Origin of the sequence: Mixta calida, assembly GCF_002953215.1 — a bacterium.
In the GTDB taxonomy this organism is placed as follows: domain Bacteria; phylum Pseudomonadota; class Gammaproteobacteria; order Enterobacterales; family Enterobacteriaceae; genus Mixta; species Mixta calida.
The window spans coordinates 986195-1006219 of the sequence record NZ_CP026378.1; the positions used below are offsets into that span (position 1 = coordinate 986195).

General features: G+C 59.5%; 15 protein-coding genes and 1 pseudogene. 9 read left to right on the top strand and 7 right to left on the bottom strand.

The features are described from left to right. Positions 1–14 precede the first annotated feature (14 nt). Positions 15–890, top strand: a complete 876-nt coding sequence (gene fhuD / locus C2E16_RS04595) for a Fe(3+)-hydroxamate ABC transporter substrate-binding protein FhuD (RefSeq protein WP_038628094.1) — start codon at positions 15–17, stop codon at positions 888–890. Next, positions 890–2872 carry a Fe(3+)-hydroxamate ABC transporter permease FhuB gene (gene fhuB, locus C2E16_RS04600; RefSeq protein WP_038628092.1) on the top strand — a complete coding sequence of 661 codons (1983 nt, stop codon included), beginning with the start codon at positions 890–892 and terminating at the stop codon, positions 2870–2872. Before fhuD ends, fhuB begins: the two co-directional genes overlap by 1 nt. Before the next feature lie 78 nt (positions 2873–2950). On the opposite strand, the gene hemL is transcribed toward fhuB, so the two are convergent. Continuing rightward, positions 2951–4231, bottom strand: coding sequence for a glutamate-1-semialdehyde 2,1-aminomutase (gene hemL, locus C2E16_RS04605; protein WP_038628089.1), 1281 nt, complete (start codon positions 4229–4231; stop codon positions 2951–2953). Between the two features lie 161 nt (positions 4232–4392). Here hemL and clcA point away from each other — a divergent pair, with 161 nt between their 5' ends. Together clcA and erpA are read left to right on the top strand one after the other, a co-directional pair. Then, on the top strand, positions 4393–5811 hold the full coding sequence (clcA, locus tag C2E16_RS04610; protein ID WP_052133947.1) for a H(+)/Cl(-) exchange transporter ClcA: 1419 nt from the start codon (positions 4393–4395) through the stop codon (positions 5809–5811). A gap of 88 nt (positions 5812–5899) precedes the next feature. Further along, positions 5900–6247, top strand: a complete 348-nt coding sequence (gene erpA, locus C2E16_RS04615; protein ID WP_038628088.1) for an iron-sulfur cluster insertion protein ErpA — start codon at positions 5900–5902, stop codon at positions 6245–6247. A gap of 126 nt (positions 6248–6373) precedes the next feature. On the opposite strand, the gene btuF is transcribed toward erpA, so the two are convergent. Beyond that, a complete protein-coding gene (gene btuF, locus C2E16_RS04620; protein ID WP_038628086.1) occupies positions 6374–7171 on the bottom strand; it encodes a vitamin B12 ABC transporter substrate-binding protein BtuF in 798 nt (265 codons plus the stop codon). Beyond that, positions 7164–7862, bottom strand: coding sequence for a 5'-methylthioadenosine/S-adenosylhomocysteine nucleosidase (mtnN, locus tag C2E16_RS04625; protein ID WP_038628084.1), 699 nt, complete (start codon positions 7860–7862; stop codon positions 7164–7166). Before mtnN ends, btuF begins: the two co-directional genes overlap by 8 nt. Before the next feature lie 105 nt (positions 7863–7967). Here mtnN and dgt point away from each other — a divergent pair, with 105 nt between their 5' ends. The 3 genes and pseudogenes from dgt (at position 7968) to C2E16_RS04640 (ending at position 12419) form a co-directional block, all read left to right on the top strand. Beyond that, positions 7968–9458 carry a dGTPase gene (gene dgt, locus C2E16_RS04630; RefSeq protein WP_084970614.1) on the top strand — a complete coding sequence of 497 codons (1491 nt, stop codon included), beginning with the start codon at positions 7968–7970 and terminating at the stop codon, positions 9456–9458. Positions 9459–9608: 150 nt separating this feature from the next. Next, positions 9609–11044 (top strand): annotated as a pseudogene (degP, locus tag C2E16_RS04635) (serine endoprotease DegP). A gap of 217 nt (positions 11045–11261) precedes the next feature. Then, on the top strand, positions 11262–12419 hold the full coding sequence (locus tag C2E16_RS04640) for a CdaR family transcriptional regulator (RefSeq protein WP_038628075.1): 1158 nt from the start codon (positions 11262–11264) through the stop codon (positions 12417–12419). Between the two features lie 37 nt (positions 12420–12456). On the opposite strand, the gene C2E16_RS04645 is transcribed toward C2E16_RS04640, so the two are convergent. The 4 genes from C2E16_RS04645 to map all read right to left on the bottom strand — a co-directional run bounded on the left by C2E16_RS04645 (position 12457) and on the right by map (position 17695). After that, complete coding sequence (locus C2E16_RS04645) at positions 12457–12849, bottom strand: DUF3461 family protein (protein WP_038628074.1); 393 nt, start codon at positions 12847–12849, stop codon at positions 12457–12459. Positions 12850–13231: 382 nt separating this feature from the next. Next, positions 13232–14059 carry a 2,3,4,5-tetrahydropyridine-2,6-dicarboxylate N-succinyltransferase gene (gene dapD / locus C2E16_RS04650; RefSeq protein WP_038630120.1) on the bottom strand — a complete coding sequence of 276 codons (828 nt, stop codon included), beginning with the start codon at positions 14057–14059 and terminating at the stop codon, positions 13232–13234. Positions 14060–14160: 101 nt separating this feature from the next. Further along, positions 14161–16815: a bifunctional uridylyltransferase/uridylyl-removing protein GlnD gene (gene glnD, locus C2E16_RS04655; RefSeq protein WP_084970615.1), complete on the bottom strand. Its 2655-nt coding sequence runs from the start codon at positions 16813–16815 to the stop codon at positions 14161–14163. 85 nt (positions 16816–16900) lie between these two features. Further along, on the bottom strand, positions 16901–17695 hold the full coding sequence (gene map / locus C2E16_RS04660; RefSeq protein ID WP_038628069.1) for a type I methionyl aminopeptidase: 795 nt from the start codon (positions 17693–17695) through the stop codon (positions 16901–16903). 363 nt (positions 17696–18058) lie between these two features. Between map and rpsB the strand changes: the two genes are divergently transcribed. Further along, complete coding sequence (gene rpsB / locus C2E16_RS04665; RefSeq protein WP_038628067.1) at positions 18059–18784, top strand: 30S ribosomal protein S2; 726 nt, start codon at positions 18059–18061, stop codon at positions 18782–18784. A gap of 256 nt (positions 18785–19040) precedes the next feature. Next, positions 19041–19892 (top strand): translation elongation factor Ts, encoded by an 852-nt coding sequence (tsf, locus tag C2E16_RS04670; protein ID WP_038628065.1) that lies wholly within the window; start codon positions 19041–19043, stop codon positions 19890–19892. Positions 19893–20025 lie beyond the last annotated feature (133 nt).

The window sequence follows — 20025 nt, forward strand, 5'->3', positions numbered from 1 at the left end:
ACAAGGATGTGTTTATGCTGCCTGTAACTCGTCGCCGTCTGCTTGCCGCGATGGCGCTCTCTCCGCTGCTCTGGCAGCAAACGCTACGTGCCGAAACGGTCGATACGCATCGCATCGTCGCGCTGGAATGGCTGCCGCTTGAGCTGATGATGACGCTGGGCGTGGTGCCGATGGCGGCGGCGGAGCTCTTTAACTACCGTGACTGGGTGGGCGGCCTTGAGCTACCCGCCAGCGTGATCGACGTTGGCCTGCGCACCGAGCCGAATCTTGAACTGCTGACGCAGTTGAAGCCCTCTTTAATTCTCTATTCCAGCGGCTACGGCCCGTCGCCGGAAAGATTGTCGCGCATCGCCCCCAGTCAGGGCTTCGCGTTCAACAGCGGAGACGGCAAGCCGCTCAGCTCGGCGCGCCGCTCGATCATGCAGCTGGCGCAGCGTATCGATAAAGTGCCGCAGGCGCAGGCGCATCTGGCGATGTTCGATCGCTTTATGGCCGATATGCGCGTGCGACTGGCGCCGCGCGTGTCGAAACCACTGCTGCTGATGTCTCTAATCGATGCCCGCCACGCGATCGTCTTCGGCCAGGGCAGCCTGTTTCTTGAAGCGCTGCAACAGCTTGGTTTACAGAGCGCGTGGCAGGGCGAAACCAACTTCTGGGGCAGTGCGGTAATCGGCATTGAACGCCTGGCGGCGGTGCATGACGCCGAGGCGATCTGCTTCTCGCACGGCGATGACGCGCTGATGGCGCAAATCGGCGCGACCGAACTCTGGCAATCGTTGCCTTTTGTGCGTCAGCAGCGCTTCCGGCGCGTGCCGACCGTCTGGTTCTACGGCGCTACGCTTTCGGTAATGGAATTTTGTCGTACGCTCGATCGGGCGCTGGAGGCATGATGCGCAGAAGTTGGACATTTCCGGTGACGCTGATCGGCGCGCTGTTCCTGGTTTCGCTGGCGCTGACCGGGCTCAATCTTACCCACCATCTGCCGCAGCGGCAGTGGCTGACCGCGCTCTGGCAGCCGGATCGCAATGATATCGATCAGATGGTCTTTCACTTCAGCCTGCTGCCGCGGCTGGCGATCGCGCTGCTGGCCGGCGCGGGCCTGGGGCTGGTCGGCGTGCTGTTTCAGCAGATCCTGCGCAACCCGCTGGCGGAGCCTACGACGCTGGGCGTGGCGAGCGGCGCTCAGCTGGGTCTGACGGTCGTCACGCTGTGGGCGCTGCCGGGCGGAGAGATGACGCAGCAGATCGCGGCGATGGCGGGCGCGGTGCTGATCGGCCTGCTGGTGTTCGGCATCGCCTGGGGCAAGCGGCTGTCGCCGGTCACGCTGATCCTCGCCGGGCTGGTGATGAGCCTCTACTGCGGCGCGGTGAACCAGATCTTCGCCATTTTCAAACACGATCAGTTGCAAAACCTGTTTCTCTGGAGCACCGGCTCGCTAAGCCAGCAGGACTGGAGCAACGTCGCCTTTTTGCTGCCGCGCCTGTTGGTGGGCTTCGTGCTGGCGCTGCTGCTGCGCCGGCCGCTGACGCTGCTGGGGCTGGATGACGGCGTCGCCAGAAATCTTGGCGTGGCGCTGTCGCTGGTGCGACTGGCGGCGCTGGGACTGGCGATTATTCTCAGCGCGATGCTGGTCAACGCCGTCGGGATTATCGCCTTTATCGCGCTTTTTTCGCCGCTGATGGCGAAGCTGCTTGGCGCTCGGCGTCTGCTCAGCCGCATGCTGCTGGCGCCGCTGCTCGGCGCGCTGCTGCTCTGGTTGGCGGATCAGTGTGTGATCTGGCTGGCCGATAACTGGCGGGAAATCTCTACCGGCACCTTAACCGCGCTGACCGGCGCGCCGATTCTGCTCTGGCTGCTGCCGCGGCTGCGCACCGGCGCGGTGCCGCCGCAGCTCAATCAGGGCGATAACGTACCGGCAGAGCGCCAGCATGTGCTGTTCTGGGTGCTGGCGGGGCTGGGCGTACTGCTGCTGCTGGCGGCGACGGCACTTTCGTTAGGACGCGACGCACAGGGCTGGCAGTGGGCCAGCGGCGAATTGTGGCATCAGCTACAACCGTGGCGCGCGCCGCGCATGACGGCGGCGCTGGCGGCGGGCGTGATGCTTGGCGTGGCGGGCAGCGTGATCCAGCGGCTGACCGGCAACCCGATGGCCAGCCCGGAAGTGCTGGGCATCAGCTCCGGCGCGGCGTGCGGCGTAGTGCTGATGCTTTTTCTGGTGCCGGGCGACGCCTTTGGCTGGCTGCTGCCGGCGGGCAGCCTCGGCGCAGCGGTGACGCTGCTGCTGATTATGGCGGTGGCCGGACGCGGCGGCTTTTCGCCTGAACGGATGTTGCTGGCGGGCATGGCGTTCAGCACCGCGCTGACCACGCTGCTGGCGATGCTGCTGGCCAGCGGCGATCCGCGTATGGCGCAGCTGCTGACCTGGATATCGGGATCAACTTACGGCGTCGATACGCCGCAGGCGCTGCGTACCGCGCTGGTGGCTGTCGTGCTGGTCGGCATCGCGCCTTTCGCCAGCCGCTGGCTGACGATCCTGCCGCTCGGCGGGGCCACGGCGCGCGCTATCGGCATGGCGCTGACGCCGGTGCGTCTCAGCCTGCTGCTGCTGGCGGCCGCGCTGACCGCGGCGGCGACGCTGACTATCGGGCCGCTGAGCTTTGTCGGCCTGATGGCGCCGCATATGGCGCGGATGCTGGGCTTCCGGCGCGCGCTGCCGCAGCTGGCGGTCGCCGCGCTGCTCGGCGGCGGATTGATGCTGATCGCCGACTGGTGCGGCAGAATGGCGGCGTTTCCGAATCAGATCCCGGCAGGCCTGTTGGCGACTTTTATCGGTGCGCCTTACTTTGTCTGGCTGCTGCGTAAAGCGACATAAAAAAGCGGGCGCTATCGCCCGCTGCATTATTGGTTGATCATCTGAAGGGCGCCGCGAGGCGCCCTTTTTTGGCAGGAATCAGAGACGGGAGAAGCTGCGGCGCGCGGCATCAACGGTGCGTTGAATATCTTCCGCGCTGTGCGCCAGCGACATAAAGCCCGCTTCAAACGCCGACGGCGCCAGGTAGACGCCTTCGTCCAGCATCAGATGGAAGAAACGCTTAAAGCGCTCGGTATCGCAGCGCGTCACATCTTCATAGCAGGTCACTTCTTCGGCGTCGGTAAAGAACAGGCCGAACATGCCGCCGACATGGTTCACCACCAATGGAATGTTTTCCGCCTGCGCCGCTTCGCGCAGGCCCTGCGCCAGCTGCGTAGTCAGATCGGTCAGGGTAGCATGCGTGCCGGGCTGAGCGATTTCAGTCAGACAGGCGTAGCCCGCCGCCATCGCAATCGGGTTGCCGGAAAGAGTGCCCGCCTGGTAAACCGGGCCGGTCGGCGCCAGCGCTTCCATTACGTCGCGGCGTCCGCCGAAGGCGCCCACCGGCATGCCGCCGCCGATGATCTTGCCGAGGCAGGTGAGGTCCGGCGTCACGCCGTAATACGCCTGCGCGCCGCCCAGCGCCACGCGGAAGCCGGTCATCACTTCGTCGATGATCAGCAGCGCGCCAAACTCATCGCACAGCGCGCGCAGGCCCGGCAGGAAATCGGGCTGCGGCGGGATGCAGTTCATATTGCCCGCCACCGGTTCGACGATAATGCAGGCGATCTCATGCGGATACTGCTCGAAAGCGGCGCGCACGGAGGCGAGATCGTTATAGGTGCAGGTCAGGGTGTGTTTGGCGAAGTCCGCCGGCACGCCCGGCGAGTTTGGCTGGCCGAGGGTCAGCGCGCCGGAGCCCGCTTTTACCAGCAGGCAGTCGGCGTGGCCGTGATAGCAGCCTTCAAATTTGATGATTTTGTCGCGCTGGGTAAAGCCGCGCGCCAGACGGATGGCGCTCATGGTCGCTTCGGTGCCGGAGTTCACCATACGCACCATCTCCATTGACGGCACCAGCTCGCACACCAGCTCCGCCATTTTCACTTCCATTTCGGTCGGCGCGCCGAAGCTCAGGCCGCGTTCCGCCGCCTCGATCACCGCATTGCGGATCGCCGGATGATTGTGGCCCAGCACCATCGGTCCCCAGGAACCGACGTAGTCGATATAGGCTTTGCCGTCGGCATCGTACAGCCAGGCGCCGTCGGCGCGCTCAATAAACAAGGGGACGCCGCCGACGCCGGTAAAGGCGCGTACCGGCGAGTTAACGCCGCCGGGAATGGAGCGCTGCGCCTGGTGATACAGGTTTTCGGACTTACTCATGAATCGGCTCCTGAATGAGAGAAAAACCCGCCTATTCTACGGGAACTTATACGCGCGTTGAAAGGCGCACGCTAAGATTGTTGTTCATGACGGCAATTTTTGCCCATGTGCGCCACGCGGCGTATCATACCGGCCTTCATTAACTTTCCGATGCGAGCGTGATGAACGAAACTCCAACTTCTACCGAGCAGCTGCATGTCGTTCCCCTGCGACGTACTGATTTTCTACGTATGCTGCTGCGCCGCGATAAAACGCCGGTCGCCATTCTGATCGTCGCCGGCATTGTCGGCACGCTGGCCGGGCTGGTGGGCGTCGCTTTTGAAAAAGCGGTAAACGCCGTTCAGGCCTGGCGGCTGGGCGTGGTCGCCACCACCGGCGATCATCTGTGGCTGGCTTTTCCGCTGGCCTTTCTGTTATCCGCGGCGCTGGCGGCCTTCGGCTACTGGCTGGTGCGCCGCTTTGCGCCGGAGGCGGGCGGTTCCGGCATACCTGAGATCGAAGGCGCGCTGGAGGAGCTGCGACCGGTGCGCTGGTGGCGCGTCTTACCGGTGAAGTTTTTCGGCGGCATGGGCACGTTGGGCGCCGGAATGGTGCTGGGCAGGGAAGGGCCGACCGTGCAGCTGGGCGGAAACGTCGGGCGCATGGTGCTGGATCTGTTCCGCATGCGCAGCGCCGAAGCGCGCCACTCGCTGCTGGCGACCGGGGCCGCCGCCGGGCTTTCCGCCGCCTTCAATGCGCCGCTGGCGGGCATTCTGTTTATTATCGAAGAGATGCGGTTACAGTTCCGCTACAGCCTGATTTCGATTAAGGCGGTGTTTATCGGCGTGATTATGTCGAGCATCGTTTTTCGCTATTTCAACGGCGAGAAGGCGGTGATCGCGGTCGGCAAGCTGGCCAACGCGCCGATTAATACGCTCTGGCTCTATCTGGTGCTGGGCATGCTGTTCGGCATCGTCGGCGTGCTGTTCAACGCGCTGATCTTCCGTACTCAGGACTTTTTTCAGCGGCTGCACGGCGGCGTGATGAAAAAAGCGCTGATTATCGGCGCGCTGTTGGGCGGGCTGTGCGGCATTCTCGCGGTGATCGAGCCGGAGGCGGCCGGGGGCGGCTTCGGCCTGATCCCTGTCGCGGCGGCAGGACACTATAGCGTGGGGATGCTGCTGTTTATTTTTATCGCGCGGGTGATTACCACGCTGCTCTGCTTCGGTTCCGGCGCGCCGGGCGGCATTTTCGCGCCGATGCTGGCGCTGGGCACGCTGCTCGGCACCGCCTTCGGCATGGCCTGCGCAACGCTGCTGCCGGGGCTGACGCTTGAACCCGGCACCTTCGCCATCGCCGGCATGGGCGCGCTGTTCGCCGCCTCGGTGCGCGCGCCGCTGACCGGCATCGTGCTGGTGCTGGAGATGACCGATAATTATCAGCTGATTCTACCGATGATCATCACCTGCCTCGGCGCCACGCTGGTGGCGCAGTTTTTCGGCGGCAAGCCGCTTTACTCTTCGCTGCTGGCGCGCACGCTGGCGAAACAGCAGGCGCAGCAGGAAGAGGAAAAGGCACAGAGTGCGAGGGCGAATGCTTGATTGCTGTACCAGGCTATTAGATAATATTGACAAGCACGGCCATTTCTGGCCTGACAGGTTGCGACCTGATTAACTGCGGAGTGTTTCAATGAGTGATGAAGTAGCAGCACTGCCGCTGCAGTTTACCGATGCGGCAGCCAGCAAGGTAAAAACCCTGATCGCCGATGAAGATAATCCAGATCTGAAACTGCGCGTCTATATTACCGGCGGCGGTTGCAGCGGTTTCCAGTATGGCTTCACCTTCGACGATAAGATCAATGATGGCGACATGACGATCGAGAAATCGGGCGTATCGCTGGTGGTCGATCCGATGAGCCTGCAATATCTGGTGGGCGGTTCGGTGGATTATACCGAGGGTCTGGAAGGCTCCCGTTTTATCGTCACTAACCCGAATGCGAAAACCACCTGCGGCTGCGGTTCTTCGTTCAGCATCTGATAAGAAAATGGGCCTTACCTGGAGTAAGGCCCATCTGTTTTTACCGCCGTTACCCTTCTACGGTAATCAGGCGCGTCTCCTGTTTGATATTCGCCTCCTTTCCTGCGTGCTTAACGTGACCTTTAATCAGGATTTTTGCGATTGCAGCGCCTGGCAGAGTTTTTCCGCAGCCAAAATGCTGCGCGGGCCGGGGCGGCTCAGCCAGTCTTCCGGGATGGCGATCACCTGAGCGGCGAGCTGCGGCTGCCAGAAACGGGCGGTGCGCTCGGCGGCGTCGCTGTCGCCGGGAATGACTATCAGATCGGGATGGCGCGTCAGTACCTGTTCGCGGCTGACCTGCGGCCAGGGCGCCGCGCTGTCGGCAAAGATGTTGTCGCCGCCGCACAGCGCTACCAGCTGGTTTTGCAGCGTATTGCGCGCGGCCGTAAACAGCGGCCGCTGGCCGAACTGTAAGAACACCCGATGACGAGGCTGGTCTGCGTGACGCTGGCGCAGCGCCGCAAAGCGCGCCGCCAGTCGATCGGCGGCGGCCTGCGCCTGCTGCGGATGCGGACTCCACGGCGCCAGTTGACGCAACGCGGCAGGAATGTCGTCAATGGCGCTGGGATCGAGCCAGAGCACCGTTACGCCCAGCGCGCGTAGCTGATCGATTTGACGCTGTGGCGTGCCGCCGCGCCAGGCCAACACCAGATCCGGCTTCAGCGCCAGAATGCGCTCCAGCTTGATGCCCTGCCAGTTAGCGACTTGTTCAAGCTGCTTCGCCTCTGGCGGATAATCGGACCAGGCGCTGACCGCCACCGGCGTGATGCCAGCGGCGAAGGCGAGTTCGGTAAGGTGCGGCGCCAGGGTGATAACGCGCGGCGCGGCGGCGGCCATGGCCGCGCACAGCCAGAGCGTCAGCAGCCCCAGCAGCCATTTAGCCACGCGCCAGCTGGCCCAGCAGCGTTTCCACCAGCAGGGAGGACTGTTTCGCCGCCACGCTGAGAAACTCTTCGAAGCTGAGATGCGATTCCTGATCCGCCACGTCGGAGATGGCGCGGATCACCACGAACGGCGTGGCGAATTGATGGCATACATGGCCGATAGCCGTCGCTTCCATCTCTACTGCAATCGCCTGCGGGAAGGTCGCGCGAATGCGCGCCAGCGGCTCCGCGCCGTTGATAAAGGCGTCGCCGCTCACCACCAGGCCGCGCACCGCATGCAGGTTCAGCTGCTGAATGCAGCTTTCCGCCGCGGCGATCAGTTTCTCGTCGGCCGGGAAGGCGGCCGGGCAGCCCGCCATTTGCCCTGGCTCATAACCGAAAGCGGTCACGTCGGCGTCGTGATAGCGCACTTCGTCCGACACCACGATATCGCCCACCTTCAGCGAAGAGGCGAGGCCGCCCGCCGAACCGGTATTGATCACCATGTCCGGGCGGCAGCGCTCCAGCAGCAGCGCAGTGCCCATCGCGGCGGAAACTTTACCAATACCCGATTTCAACAGCGCGACCTCCACGCCATTCAGCGTGCCGGTGTAAATTTCGCAACCTGCGATGGAAAGCGTTTCACGGTTCTCGATTTTATCGCGCAGCAGGGTAACTTCCTGCTCCATCGCGCCAATAATGCCTGCTTTCATAGAGTTGCTCGCCTGTAATTAAAGTGGAATTCAGCGTTTGAAGTGTTGCATAGTCTACCACATGCTCGCGGAGAGATGTTTTCATGCAGAAACAAGGTGGAATGGATGGAGAAGATTAATTTCCGGCAGCGAATCAGCTTTCAGCGGCCGTGGAACAGTCGGGAAGCGCCGCAGGGGGAATATGCCATTACCCGTCACTTTGAAAGCGATCGCGGGCGCATTATCAACTCTGCCGCTATTCGACGTCTGCAACAGAAAACGCAGGTTTTTCCGCTGGAGCGCAATGCCGCGGTGCGCTCGCGTTTAACCCATTCGCTGGAGGTGCAGCAAACCGGACGCTATATCGCCAAAGAGATCCTCGAAACCTTGAAAAATCAGGGCGGGCTGGAAAAGTACGGCCTCCAGGAGCTGGCGGGCGCGTTTGAAAGCCTGGTCGAGATGGCCTGTCTACTGCATGACGTCGGCAATCCGCCGTTCGGCCATTTCGGCGAGGCGGCGATCAACGACTGGTTTGACGCCAATCTGCCGGCGGAGCTGGTGGATCCGCTGATCGCCGGCGTCGAAGGGGATGAGCAGCGCGACGGCTTTAACCAGCTGAATGCGATGATCCGGCAGGATCTCTGTCACTTCGAAGGCAATGCGCAGGCGATCCGCCTGGTGCACACGCTGTTGCAGCTTAATCTGACCTACTGCCAGGTCGCCTGCATTCTGAAATATACCGCGCCCGCCTGGTGGCAGGGCGACAAGCCCGCGCAGTTCACCACCCTGATGAAAAAGCCGGGCTTTTATCTTTCCGAACGCCATTACATCGCCGAGCTGCGCGCCGCCACGCAGCTGAAAGAGCATCACCGTTTTCCTCTTACCTGGATAATGGAGGCGGCGGACGATATTTCTTACTGCATCGCCGACCTTGACGATGCGGTGGAGAAAGCGATTTTCAATGTCGATACGCTCTACGGCTATCTGGAAAAACTCTGGGGGCCGGTGCGTCCCGGCGATGCCTTCAGCCGCACCATCGGCTACGCCTGGCGCGAGGCTAACGGCAAAAAAATACGCGGCAGAAGCGACCAGTTTTTTATGTCGCTGCGCGTCAGCGTGCAGAATGTGCTGGTCAGCCATGCGGTAAACCGTTTCGTAAATAATCTTGAGGCGATATTTAACGGCGACTTTAACCATGCGCTGTTAGAAGACGAGGGCGAAGAGGGGCGACTGCTGGCCTTATTTAAAACCGTCGCCCGCCGCCACGTATTTAATCACTCTGAAGTCGAGCAGCTGGAATTACAGGGCTATCGTGTGATAAAAGGGCTGCTGGATATTTATCAGCCGCTGCTGGCGCTTAATTACGAGGCCTTCACTACGCTGATGACGGAAGATTTCCTTGCCGGACATCCTATTGAAACCCGACTGTTTCATAAACTCTCCGGCAAGCACCGGCGCGCCTATCAGCAGCATATGCGCACGGTAAAGATTGAACACAAATATCAACGGCTGTTGTGGGAGCGTTATTACCGCGCGCGTCTGATTCAGGATTATATTAGTGGAATGACCGACCTGTACGCCTGGGATGAATACCGACGTTTAATGGCGGTTGAATAGTGAAGTAATAAAAAGGAGTTTTGTAAAGATGCAGAATATTTTTTTACTTTTGCCAAAAAGTTACTGATGAACTTTGCGGTAAAAAATTAATCTCATCAACACTACCATTGTTATGGTTAGCTTCATTGATCCGATACGAGTAACAGACGAATGAAAAAAACAGCTCTTGTATTAAGCGCGCTGGCTTTAAGCCTGGGAATGGCGATGAGCCCGGCATATGTGATGGCGGCAGAAACCGCTTCTTCTTCCACCACTTCCACTCAGCAATTACCCAGCCTGGCCCCATGCTGGAAAAAGTGATGCCTTCCGTCGTCAGCATTAACGTTGAAGGCAGCACCACCGCTCGTACGCCGCGTCTGCCGCCGCAGTTCCAACAGTTCTTCGGCGACAACTCGCCTTTCTGTCAGGACGGCTCGCCGTTCCAGAACTCGCCGATGTGCCAGGGCGCAGCGCCGGGCGGCAACGCCGCGCCGCAGCAGAAATTCCGAGCGTTGGGCTCCGGCGTGGTGATCAACGCGGAGAAGGGCTATGTGGTGACCAACAACCACGTGGTCGACAACGCGACGAAAATTCAGGTGCAGCTCAGCGACGGACGCCGCTATGAGGCGAAAGTCATCGGCAAAGATCCGCGCTCCGATATCGCGCTGATTCAGCTACAGGACTTTAAAAACCTTACCGCGATTAAGATCGCCGACTCAGACAGCCTGCGCGTCGGCGACTATACCGTGGCGATCGGCAACCCTTACGGCCTTGGCGAAACCGTCACTTCCGGCATCGTTTCCGCACTGGGCCGCAGCGGTCTGAACGTAGAAAACTACGAAAACTTTATTCAGACCGACGCTGCTATTAACCGCGGCAACTCCGGCGGCGCGCTGGTGAACCTGAACGGCGAGCTGATCGGCATCAACACCGCGATCCTCGCGCCGGACGGCGGCAATATCGGCATCGGCTTCGCCATTCCGAGCAATATGGTGAGAAACCTGACCGCGCAGATGGTGGAGTTCGGCCAGGTGAAACGCGGCGAGCTGGGCATTAGGGGCACCGAGCTGAACTCCGAGCTGGCGAAAGCGATGAAGGTCGACGCGCAGCGCGGCGCCTTCGTCAGCCAGGTGATGCCGAAATCGTCCGCCGCGAAAGCAGGCATCAAAGCGGGCGACGTGGTGATCTCGCTGAACAAGAAACAGATTTCCAGCTTTGCCGCACTGCGCGCCGAAGTCGGCTCGCTGCCGGTCGGCACCAAGCTGGAGCTGGGTCTGCTGCGCGACGGCAAACCGTTGACGGTGACGGTGGAATTACAGCAAAGCTCTCAGGATAAAGTCGATTCCGCCACTATCTATACCGGTATCGAAGGCGCCGACTTGAGCAACGCGGTGGTTAACGGGCAGAAAGGGGTACGCGTGGACAGCGTTAAACCGAACAGCGCCGCCGCGCGTATCGGCCTGAAGAAAGATGACCTGATTCTGGGCGTCAACCAGCAGCCGGTCACTAACCTCGGCGAACTGCGTAAAGTGCTGGATACCAAGCCGTCTGTGCTGGCGCTGAATATCAAACGCGGCGACAGCAATATCTATCTGTTGATGCAGTAAGATGTTCGGGCGGCTGAGCCGCCCGAACGTAAACAGGCGAAGTCCCTGCGGCCCGGCGGCTTGTCCGTCGGGCTTTTTTACGCCGCTACTTTTCTCTGTCGCTTTGTGATACCTACCGCAAATTTATCAATCGAAGCGGGGCTTTGTGCAAATGCACAATGCTTCACTGCAACGGCCAACGTATGCTGTTTTTCCCCTGTTATTGCTGGAGCTAATGATGGCTAACTATCACCTGGATGCTCGTCTGGCTCAGGATATCGTGGCGCGCACCATGAAGATTATCGACAGCAACGTCAACGTGATGGACGCACGCGGCCGCATTATCGGCAGCGGCGATCGGGAACGTATCGGTGAACTACACGAAGGGGCACTGCTGGCGCTGTCGCAGGCGCGCGTAGTGGATATCGATGAAGCCGTGGCGCGTCATCTGCATGGCGTGCGGCCAGGCATCAACCTACCGCTGCGTATCGCCGGCGAGATTGTTGGCGTCATTGGGTTGACCGGCGATCCGGTTTCGCTGCGCCAGTATGGCGAGCTGGTCTGCATGACGGCGGAGATGATGCTGGAGCAGGGGCGGCTGCTGCATATGCTGGCGCAGGATAGCCGCCTGCGCGAAGAGCTGGTGTTGAATCTGATCCGCAGCGAGACGCTTTCGCCAGCGCTGATGGAGTGGGCGCAGCGACTGGGGATCGATATCAATCAACCGCGCGTGGCGGCGGTGGTCGAGGTGGACAGCGGGCAGCTGGGCGTCGACAGCGCGATGGCGGAGCTACAGCAGCTGCAAACGCTGCTGACCACGCCGGAGCGCGATAACCTGATCGCCATTGTGTCGCTGACGGAGATGGTGGTGCTGAAACCGGCACTGAACGCGCATGGACGTTACGATCAGGACGATCATCGCCGCCGCGTTGAGCTGCTGCTGGGGCGTATGAAAGAGAGCGGCCATCTGCGCATCCGCATCGCGCTGGGCAACTACTTCACCGGCGCAGGCAGCATCGCCCGCTCTTACCGCACGGCGCGCACTACGATGGCGGTAGGCAAGCAGCGGATGCCCGATCAGCGCAGCTATTTTTATCAGGATCTGGTGCTGCCGGTACTGCTGGACAGCCTGCGCGGCGGCTGGCAGGCCAATGAGCTGTCGCGTCCGCTGATGAAACTCAAAGCGATGGACAACAACGGCCTGTTGCGGCGCACGCTGCTCGCCTGGTTCAGCCATAACGTACAGCCGTCGGCAACGGCGCGGGCGCTGTTTATTCATCGCAATACGCTGGAATACCGGCTGAACCGTATTTCCGAGCTGACCGGGCTGAATCTGAACCAGTTTGACGATCGGCTGCTGCTCTACGTGGCGCTGCAGCTGGATGAACAGCCCTGAGAAGGGAAACGCCGCGCGCGGCGCGGCGCGTTTTCCGTTAGCGGCTATTGCGGGTTAACTTATCCAGGTCGGATTCAATTTCCGCAATCTTATTGGAGACCACGCTCTCCAGATGGCGCAGATCGTCGAGGATTTTACGTTTCAGATCGATCTCAACCTGATCGCGCTGGCAAATCTGATCCAGTTCGTCGATCACGTAGCGCAGATTAGGGCTGATCTCCTGTACTTCCTTATAGCCCTGGCCGAGGCCGTCGGCGACCACGGTCTTACGCTGGCGCGGGTATTTAAACTTCACGCTTTTGGCAAAAAATTCGCCCTTATCTTTGCGGAAGTAAATTTTCAGAATGTCGTTGTTCGCTTCCTGACGCAGACTGTAGCGATCGATATCTTCCGGATTAGAAATGCCCAGGCTTTTTAAATTGTCATACATGGCAATGCTTCCTGTGAAGGTGAAATTGGGGCGTCGCAACGGTTCCGTTACACTTCATGTCGACCCCTAAAGGCCGCACCGGCTTCCTGCCTGCGCAGGAAAAAGCGCCTGTGATCACTGTAGACTTAAACGATAACTTTCGGGACATCGCGCCGCAGAAATTACCGAGCTAAATTATCGCCTGCATAAAAAATAAACGCATCTTTAATTTATTGCGGCATGAGCGGATAAAACCAAACGCAGCGGGCAGGCAGGGAAGGGCGAATAATAGCGGATTGTCAGAAAAAACGACGACGCGATAAGGTCAGGCAGGGGCGAACTGACGCAGCGGGAAACTGCGATGAAAGCGCCCCGCCGCGATGGGCAGGGCGGAGATCAGGCGTTACTCGTCAATGGTGCGGAGCAGCTCATTGATGCCGACTTTGCCGCGTGTTTTCGCATCGACTTTTTTCACGATCACGGCGCAGTAAAGGCTGTAAGAGCCATCTTTTGACGGTAGGTTGCCGGAAACCACCACGGAGCCGGCTGGGACGCGGCCATAGTGGATTTCGCCGGTTTCGCGGTCGTAAATTTTGGTGCTCTGGCCGATGTAGACGCCCATTGAGATCACCGAACCTTCTTCAACGATTACGCCTTCCACGATTTCAGAGCGCGCGCCGATAAAGCAGTTGTCTTCGATAATGGTCGGATTCGCCTGCAGCGGCTCCAGCACGCCGCCAATGCCCACGCCGCCGGAAAGGTGGACGTTTTTGCCGATCTGCGCGCAGGAGCCCACGGTCGCCCAGGTATCAACCATAGAGCCTTCATCGACAAACGCGCCGATATTGACGTAGGAAGGCATTAACACGGTGTTGCGGGCGATATAAGCACCCTGACGCACGGCGGCAGGCGGCACCACGCGGAAGCCCTCTTTTTTAAAGCGCGCTTCGTCGTAATCGGCAAACTTCATCGGCACTTTGTCGTAGAAACGGCTTTCGGCCCCTTCAATTACCTGATTGTCATTGATGCGGAAAGAGAGCAGCACCGCCTTTTTCAGCCACTGGTGGGTCACCCACTCGCCGTCGATCTTTTCGGCGACGCGCAGCGCGCCGCTGTCGAGCAGAGCAATGACCTGGTTAACCGCGTCGCGCGTTTCCGCGTCAACGTTGGCTGGCGTGATGTCTGCGCGTGACTCGAACGCGCGCTCAATAACACTCTGTAACTGTTGCATTTGCATTTTCATCCTGGTTATTGCATTCACCGTTGGGCAAGGACGCAGATCCCCGCTGCTGGCCCGATAGTCTGGTGAACGACGGTGTTAAAAAATCGGGGTCACACTTTATCGTTTGGATTAAGGGCCGCTGTCAACCGTTGTTGCAGCTTATGACGTAAATTGGCGCTCAGCGCCTGTCGCTCATCGTCGGCGAGGATAAACAGATCCTCCACCCGCTCGCCGATGGTGCTGATGCGCGCGCCGTGCAGCGAGATGCCTAAATCGGCAAAGACCTCTCCTACCTGCGCCAGCAGGCCGGGTCGGTCGAGCGCCACCAGCTCCAGCCAGGTGCGGCGATCGTTGAACGAGCGCAGGAAGCGCACCTCGGTATCGACGTTAAAGTGCTTCAGCTTCGCTGACTGGCGGCGGGTGCGCGGCGGCGTCCAGCTGGTCTGCGCGATCGCCTGCTCCAGCGCCTGGGTGATCATCTGGTGACGATCGGGCGCCAGCGGGCTGCCGTCCGGCTCCAGCACGATAAAAGTATCCATCGCCATGCCGTCGCGGCTGGTAAAGATTTGCGCGTCATGCACGCTGAGATTGCGACGATCCAGCTCGCCCGCTACGGCGGCGAACAGATAAGGACGGTCGGGGCTCCAGATAAAAATTTCCGTGCCGCCGCGCGTCGCCTGCGGGCTGACCAGCACCAGCGGCTTGCTGAGATCGTGATTCATCAGATGACGCGCGTGCCACGCCAGCTGGTTCGGCGTATGGCGCAGGAAATAGTCGGCGCGGCAGCGGCTCCAGATTTGATGCAGCGTTTCTTCATTAATATTGTCCATGCGCAGCAGCGCCAACGCCTGCAACCGATGATGGCGCACGCGCTCGCGCAGGTCGGGCGAGTTTTCCATGCCGCGCCGCAGCTGTTTTTCAGTGGCGAAAAAGAGTTCGCGCAACAGGCTCTGCTTCCAGCTGTTCCACAGCGTTTCGTTGGTGGCGCAGATATCCGCCACGGTCAGGCAGACCAGATAGCGCAGGCGGTTTTCATTGTGCATCACCTCGGCGAACTGCTGGATCACCGCTGGGTCCTGAATATCGCGGCGCTGGGCGGTGACCGACATCAGCAGGTGATAGCGCACCAGCCAGGCGATCAGCTGCGCCTCACGCGAATTCAAACCGTGCAGCTCGGCAAACGCCAGCGCGTCCTGCGCGCCGAGAATCGAGTGGTCGCCGTTGCGACCTTTGGCGATATCGTGAAACAGCGCTGCGATAAGCAGCAGCTCCGGCTGCGGCAGGCGCGGCCAGAGTTCGACACAGAGCGGATGGCGCGAACGGGTGGTTTCGCAGGCGAAGCTTTCCAGCTTTTGCAGCACGCGCACGGTATGTTCATCCACCGTGTAGGCGTGAAACAGGTCGAACTGCATCTGCCCGACGATTTTGCTCCACTGCGGCAGATAGGCCGAAAGCACGCTGTGACGGTGCATCGGCACCAGCGCCCGGCTCACCGCGCCGGGATGGCGCAGGATAGAGAGGAAGTAGCGGCGCGCCTCCGGCAGGTAGCAGAGCGACTGACGCAGATTGCGGCGCGCATGGCGCAGCTGGCGCAGCGTGGAGGAGTAGATGCCTTTGATATTTTCATTGCGCACCATTACCCAGAACATGCGCATGATCGCTTCCGGCTGGCGGATAAACAGCGCGTCGTCGCGCAGATCGATCAGCGTGCCGCGCAGTTGGAAATCGTCATCAATCGGCACCGGTTTATCGGTCGCCTCCAGCGCCAGAATGGCGTCGTCAAACAGCTGCAACAGCATCTGGTTAAGTTCGCCGATGCGCCGCGTGACGCGAAAGAAATCTTTCATCATGCGTTCGACCGGCTCGTTGCCTTCGCCCTGGTAGTTCAGGCGCTGCGCGACGGTTAGCTGGCGATCGAACAGCAGGCGGTTATCGTAGCGGGGCAGGGTCAGGTGCAGAGAGAAGCGGATGCGCCACAGGAACGTCTGGCACTCGTTCAGCTCGTTGCGCTCCGCCTCGGTGAGAAAGCCGAAACCGACCATCTCATCCAGCGAGGTGGCGCCGAAATGGCGCCGCGCGACCCACAGCAGCGTATGGATATCGCGCAGGCCGCCGGGACTGCTTTTAATATCCGGCTCCAGGTTGTAGCTGGTGCCGTGATAGCGTTTATGGCGCTCCTGCTGCTCGGCGATTTTCGCCGCGTAAAAGCGGTCCGAAGGCCAGAAGCCGTCGCTGAAAATATGCTTTTGCAGTTCCAGAAACAGCGCTACGTCGCCGATCAGCATGCGCGATTCGATCAGATTGGTGGCGACGGTCAGGTCGGCGAGGCCTTCCAGCAGACACTCTTCCAGCGTGCGCACGCTGTGGCCGACCTCCAGCTTCAGGTCCCACAGCAGCGTCAGCAGCTCGCTGGTGCGCGCCGCCGTCGACTCCTCCAGCGGCGTGCGGCTCAGAATCAGCAGGTCGACGTCGGAAAGCGGATGCAGCTCGCCGCGGCCATAGCCGCCTACCGCCACCAACGCGATCTCCGCCACCTCTTCAAAGCCGTAAAAGCGCCACAGGCGGCGCAGCAGTCGATCGATAAACAGCGTGCGGGCGTCAATCAGCGTTTCCACCTCTTCGCCGGCGTCGAAGGCGGCGGCGAGATGCTGTTGAAAACGGTCAAGATGCTGTTTTAGCGTCTCGCGCGTAAGCTGGGCGTCGTCCCACTCCGACGGCGAATCCGCCAGGCCATGTTTTACTTCTTCGGTTACGCCATTGCTCATGGAAAGATTGCTCCGCTTTCGCCATAAAAAAAGCCGGCGGGCAGCCGGCTTTCGCAAATCGCATTCAGGCAGGCGCGCGCTGCCCTCAGGCTTCGTTTACCAGCACTGCCGGAATGGTGTCGTCTTTACGCAGGGTAAGAATTTCACAGCCGTTATCTGTCACCACAATAGTGTGTTCATACTGCGCGGACAAGCTGCGATCTTTGGTTTTTACCGTCCAGCCATCTTTCATGCTGCGGATGCGGTAATCGCCCGCGTTGACCATGGGTTCGATGGTGAAGGTCATACCCGGTTGAAGCACGACGCCGCCGTCATCCGCGTCGTAGTGCAGCACCTGCGGCTCTTCATGGAAGCCTTTGCCGATGCCGTGTCCACAATATTCACGCACTACGGAGAAATCCTGCGCCTCGACATACTTCTGAATTTCGCGGCCCAGCGTGCGCAGACGGATGCCCGGCTTCACCATGCGCAGCGCTAAATAGAGGCTCTCCTGCGTGACGCGGCAGAGACGCTCGCCCAGAATGGTCGGTTTGCCGACGATATACATTTTGGACGTGTCGCCGTGATACTCGTCTTTAATGACCGTCACGTCGATATTGACGATGTCGCCGTCTTTCAGCAGCTTATCGTCGCTCGGAATGCCATGACATACTACGTCGTTCACCGAAATGCAGACCGATTTCGGGAAGCCGTGATAGCCCAGGCTGGCAGAAATCGCCTTCTGCGTGTTGACGATATAGTCGTTGCAGATCCGATCGAGTTCGCCGGTGGAAACGCCCGGCTTCACGTGAGGCTCGATCATCTCCAGCACTTCGGCGGCAAGACGGCCCGCCACGCGCATTTTTTCGATTTCTTCTGGGGTTTTAATTGAAATTGCCATTAATTTTATCCGCAGTTGTCGTCATTTTCGACAATAATAGAGCAAGTGGAGCCATGTTAGCAGGTCAGCCTGCGCGCTGCCACTGACCGTTAATCTGCCGATGACGGCGTCGCTTGCCGCCACGAAGGACGGTCAGGGCGATTGGCGCGCGCGGCCGATAAGCGCTAACAAATATTGGCGTCAAATCACGCTTTATGGTATAAAGCGCGCCGACGATTCCATGTAAGGCGAAAGCCCTGCGGGAAACGCATAAATCTCCCGTGTAAATAACACACACATATCGGCACATGCGCCGGGGTGCCTTTCGGGGTCGGTTGCATGGGATATGTGGAGGCCCAACCCCAACTTATTACAGAGGTAATCATGGCAACTGTTTCCATGCGCGACATGCTCAAGGCTGGTGTTCACTTCGGTCACCAGACCCGTTACTGGAACCCGAAAATGAAGCCGTTCATCTTCGGTGCGCGTAACAAAGTTCACATCATCAACCTTGAGAAAACCGTACCGATGTTCAATGACGCTCTGGCGGAACTGAACAAAATCGCTTCCCGTAAAGGTAAGATTCTGTTTGTCGGTACTAAGCGCGCTGCCAGCGAATCAATCAAAGAGGCTGCACTGAGCTGCGACCAGTTCTTCGTCAACCACCGCTGGCTGGGTGGTATGCTGACTAACTGGAAAACCGTTCGTCAGTCCATCAAACGTCTGAAAGATCTGGAAACTCAGTCTCAGGACGGTACGTTCGACAAGCTGACCAAAAAAGAAGCGCTGATGCGCGCTCGTGAACTGGCCAAGCTGGAAAACAGCCTGGGCGGTATCAAAGACATGGGCGGTCTGCCGGACGCACTGTTTGTGATCGACGCCGATCACGAACACATCGCGATCAAAGAAGCAAATAACCTGGGTATCCCGGTATTTGCTATCGTTGATACCAACTCCGATCCGGATGGCGTTGATTTCGTTATCCCGGGTAACGACGATGCGATCCGTGCTGTTAGCCTGTACCTGACCGCTGTAGCGACCACCATTCGCGAAGGCCGCTCTCAGGATCTGGCTGAGCAGGCAGAAGAAGCTTCTTTAGAGAACGCTTAATAAGGTTTGCTCTGCTACAGAGCCCTTATCATTCAGATATGATCTGTAAGGGGCCGCTTAAGGCCCCTTTATTTTTTTAACCGCCGCCCGGTCCGGCAGCGTCTGACCGGGCGGCGACGCACTCCTGCGAACAGGGGCTGTTGGCCCGCAGCGAATTGCGGGCAGGCAGGCTGGTCGTCCCGGCAATATCGTGGCGGCCGTTTCCCGCGCGAGCGGGAAGAAAAACCGCAGGCAACAGACAACTGAGGAAGAGAGAATGGCTGATATTACCGCTGCTCTGGTAAAAGAACTGCGCGAGCGTACTGGCGCGGGCATGATGGAATGTAAAAAAGCGCTGGTTGAAGCGAATGGCGACATCGAGCTGGCGATTGACAACATGCGTAAGTCTGGTCAGGCGAAAGCGGCGAAGAAATCTGGCCGCGTTGCTGCTGAAGGCGTAATCCTGACTGAAGTCGCTGGCAATGTCGGCGTGATCGTCGAGCTGAACTGCGAAACCGACTTCGTTGCAAAAGACGCAGGCTTCCTGGCTTTCGGTAAAGAAGTTATCGCCGCTGCAACCGCTGAGCGCATCACTGATATCGAAGCGCTGAAAGCGAAATTCGAAGATCAGCGCACCGCGCTGGTAGCGAAAATCGGTGAAAACATCAACATCCGTCGCGTTGCTATCCTGGAAGGCGACGTTGTAGGTTCTTACCTGCACGGCGCGCGTATCGGCGTTCTGGTTTCTGCAACCGGCGCTGATGAAGAGCTGGTTAAACACATCGCTATGCACGTTGCGGCAAGCAAGCCGGAATATGTGAAGCCGGAAGACGTACCGGCTGACGTGGTGGCTCGCGAGCATCAGATCCAGCTGGATATCGCCATGCAGTCCGGTAAACCGCGCGAAATCGCTGAGAAAATGGTTCAGGGCCGTATGAACAAGTTCACCGGCGAAGTTTCCCTGACCGGTCAGCACTTCGTAATGGACCCGAGCAAAACCGTTGGCCAGCTGCTGAAAGAGAAAGGCGCTGACGTCATCAACTTCATCCGCTTCGAAGTGGGTGAGGGCATTGAGAAAGTCGAAAGCGACTTCGCAGCAGAAGTTGCTGCTATGTCCAAGCAGTCTTAATGGTCCCGAAAGAACCGCCAACCGGCGGTTCTTTTTTGTCTGAGTTCGTCAGCATTTTTCAGTCTCATCCCAATAGCTTTCCTTACCGGCTAAGCGGATGATAGATCGGATTTAACTCCTCATTTTCATGATA

Excerpts from the sequence above, each read along its gene's own strand:
- glnD (WP_084970615.1), bottom strand. The coding sequence starts at position 16,815 with ATGAGCAATGGCGTAACCGAAGAAGTAAAACATGGCCTGGCGGATTCG.
- dgt (WP_084970614.1), top strand. The coding sequence starts at position 7,968 with ATGGAGAAGATTAATTTCCGGCAGCGAATCAGCTTTCAGCGGCCGTGG.
- map (WP_038628069.1), bottom strand. The coding sequence starts at position 17,695 with ATGGCAATTTCAATTAAAACCCCAGAAGAAATCGAAAAAATGCGCGTG.
- erpA (WP_038628088.1), top strand. The coding sequence starts at position 5,900 with ATGAGTGATGAAGTAGCAGCACTGCCGCTGCAGTTTACCGATGCGGCA.
- fhuD (WP_038628094.1), top strand. The coding sequence starts at position 15 with ATGCTGCCTGTAACTCGTCGCCGTCTGCTTGCCGCGATGGCGCTCTCT.
- C2E16_RS04640 (WP_038628075.1), top strand. The coding sequence starts at position 11,262 with ATGGCTAACTATCACCTGGATGCTCGTCTGGCTCAGGATATCGTGGCG.
- tsf (WP_038628065.1), top strand. The coding sequence starts at position 19,041 with ATGGCTGATATTACCGCTGCTCTGGTAAAAGAACTGCGCGAGCGTACT.
- rpsB (WP_038628067.1), top strand. The coding sequence starts at position 18,059 with ATGGCAACTGTTTCCATGCGCGACATGCTCAAGGCTGGTGTTCACTTC.
- mtnN (WP_038628084.1), bottom strand. The coding sequence starts at position 7,862 with ATGAAAGCAGGCATTATTGGCGCGATGGAGCAGGAAGTTACCCTGCTG.
- dapD (WP_038630120.1), bottom strand. The coding sequence starts at position 14,059 with ATGCAACAGTTACAGAGTGTTATTGAGCGCGCGTTCGAGTCACGCGCA.
- clcA (WP_052133947.1), top strand. The coding sequence starts at position 4,393 with ATGAACGAAACTCCAACTTCTACCGAGCAGCTGCATGTCGTTCCCCTG.
- C2E16_RS04645 (WP_038628074.1), bottom strand. The coding sequence starts at position 12,849 with ATGTATGACAATTTAAAAAGCCTGGGCATTTCTAATCCGGAAGATATC.
- fhuB (WP_038628092.1), top strand. The coding sequence starts at position 890 with ATGCGCAGAAGTTGGACATTTCCGGTGACGCTGATCGGCGCGCTGTTC.
- hemL (WP_038628089.1), bottom strand. The coding sequence starts at position 4,231 with ATGAGTAAGTCCGAAAACCTGTATCACCAGGCGCAGCGCTCCATTCCC.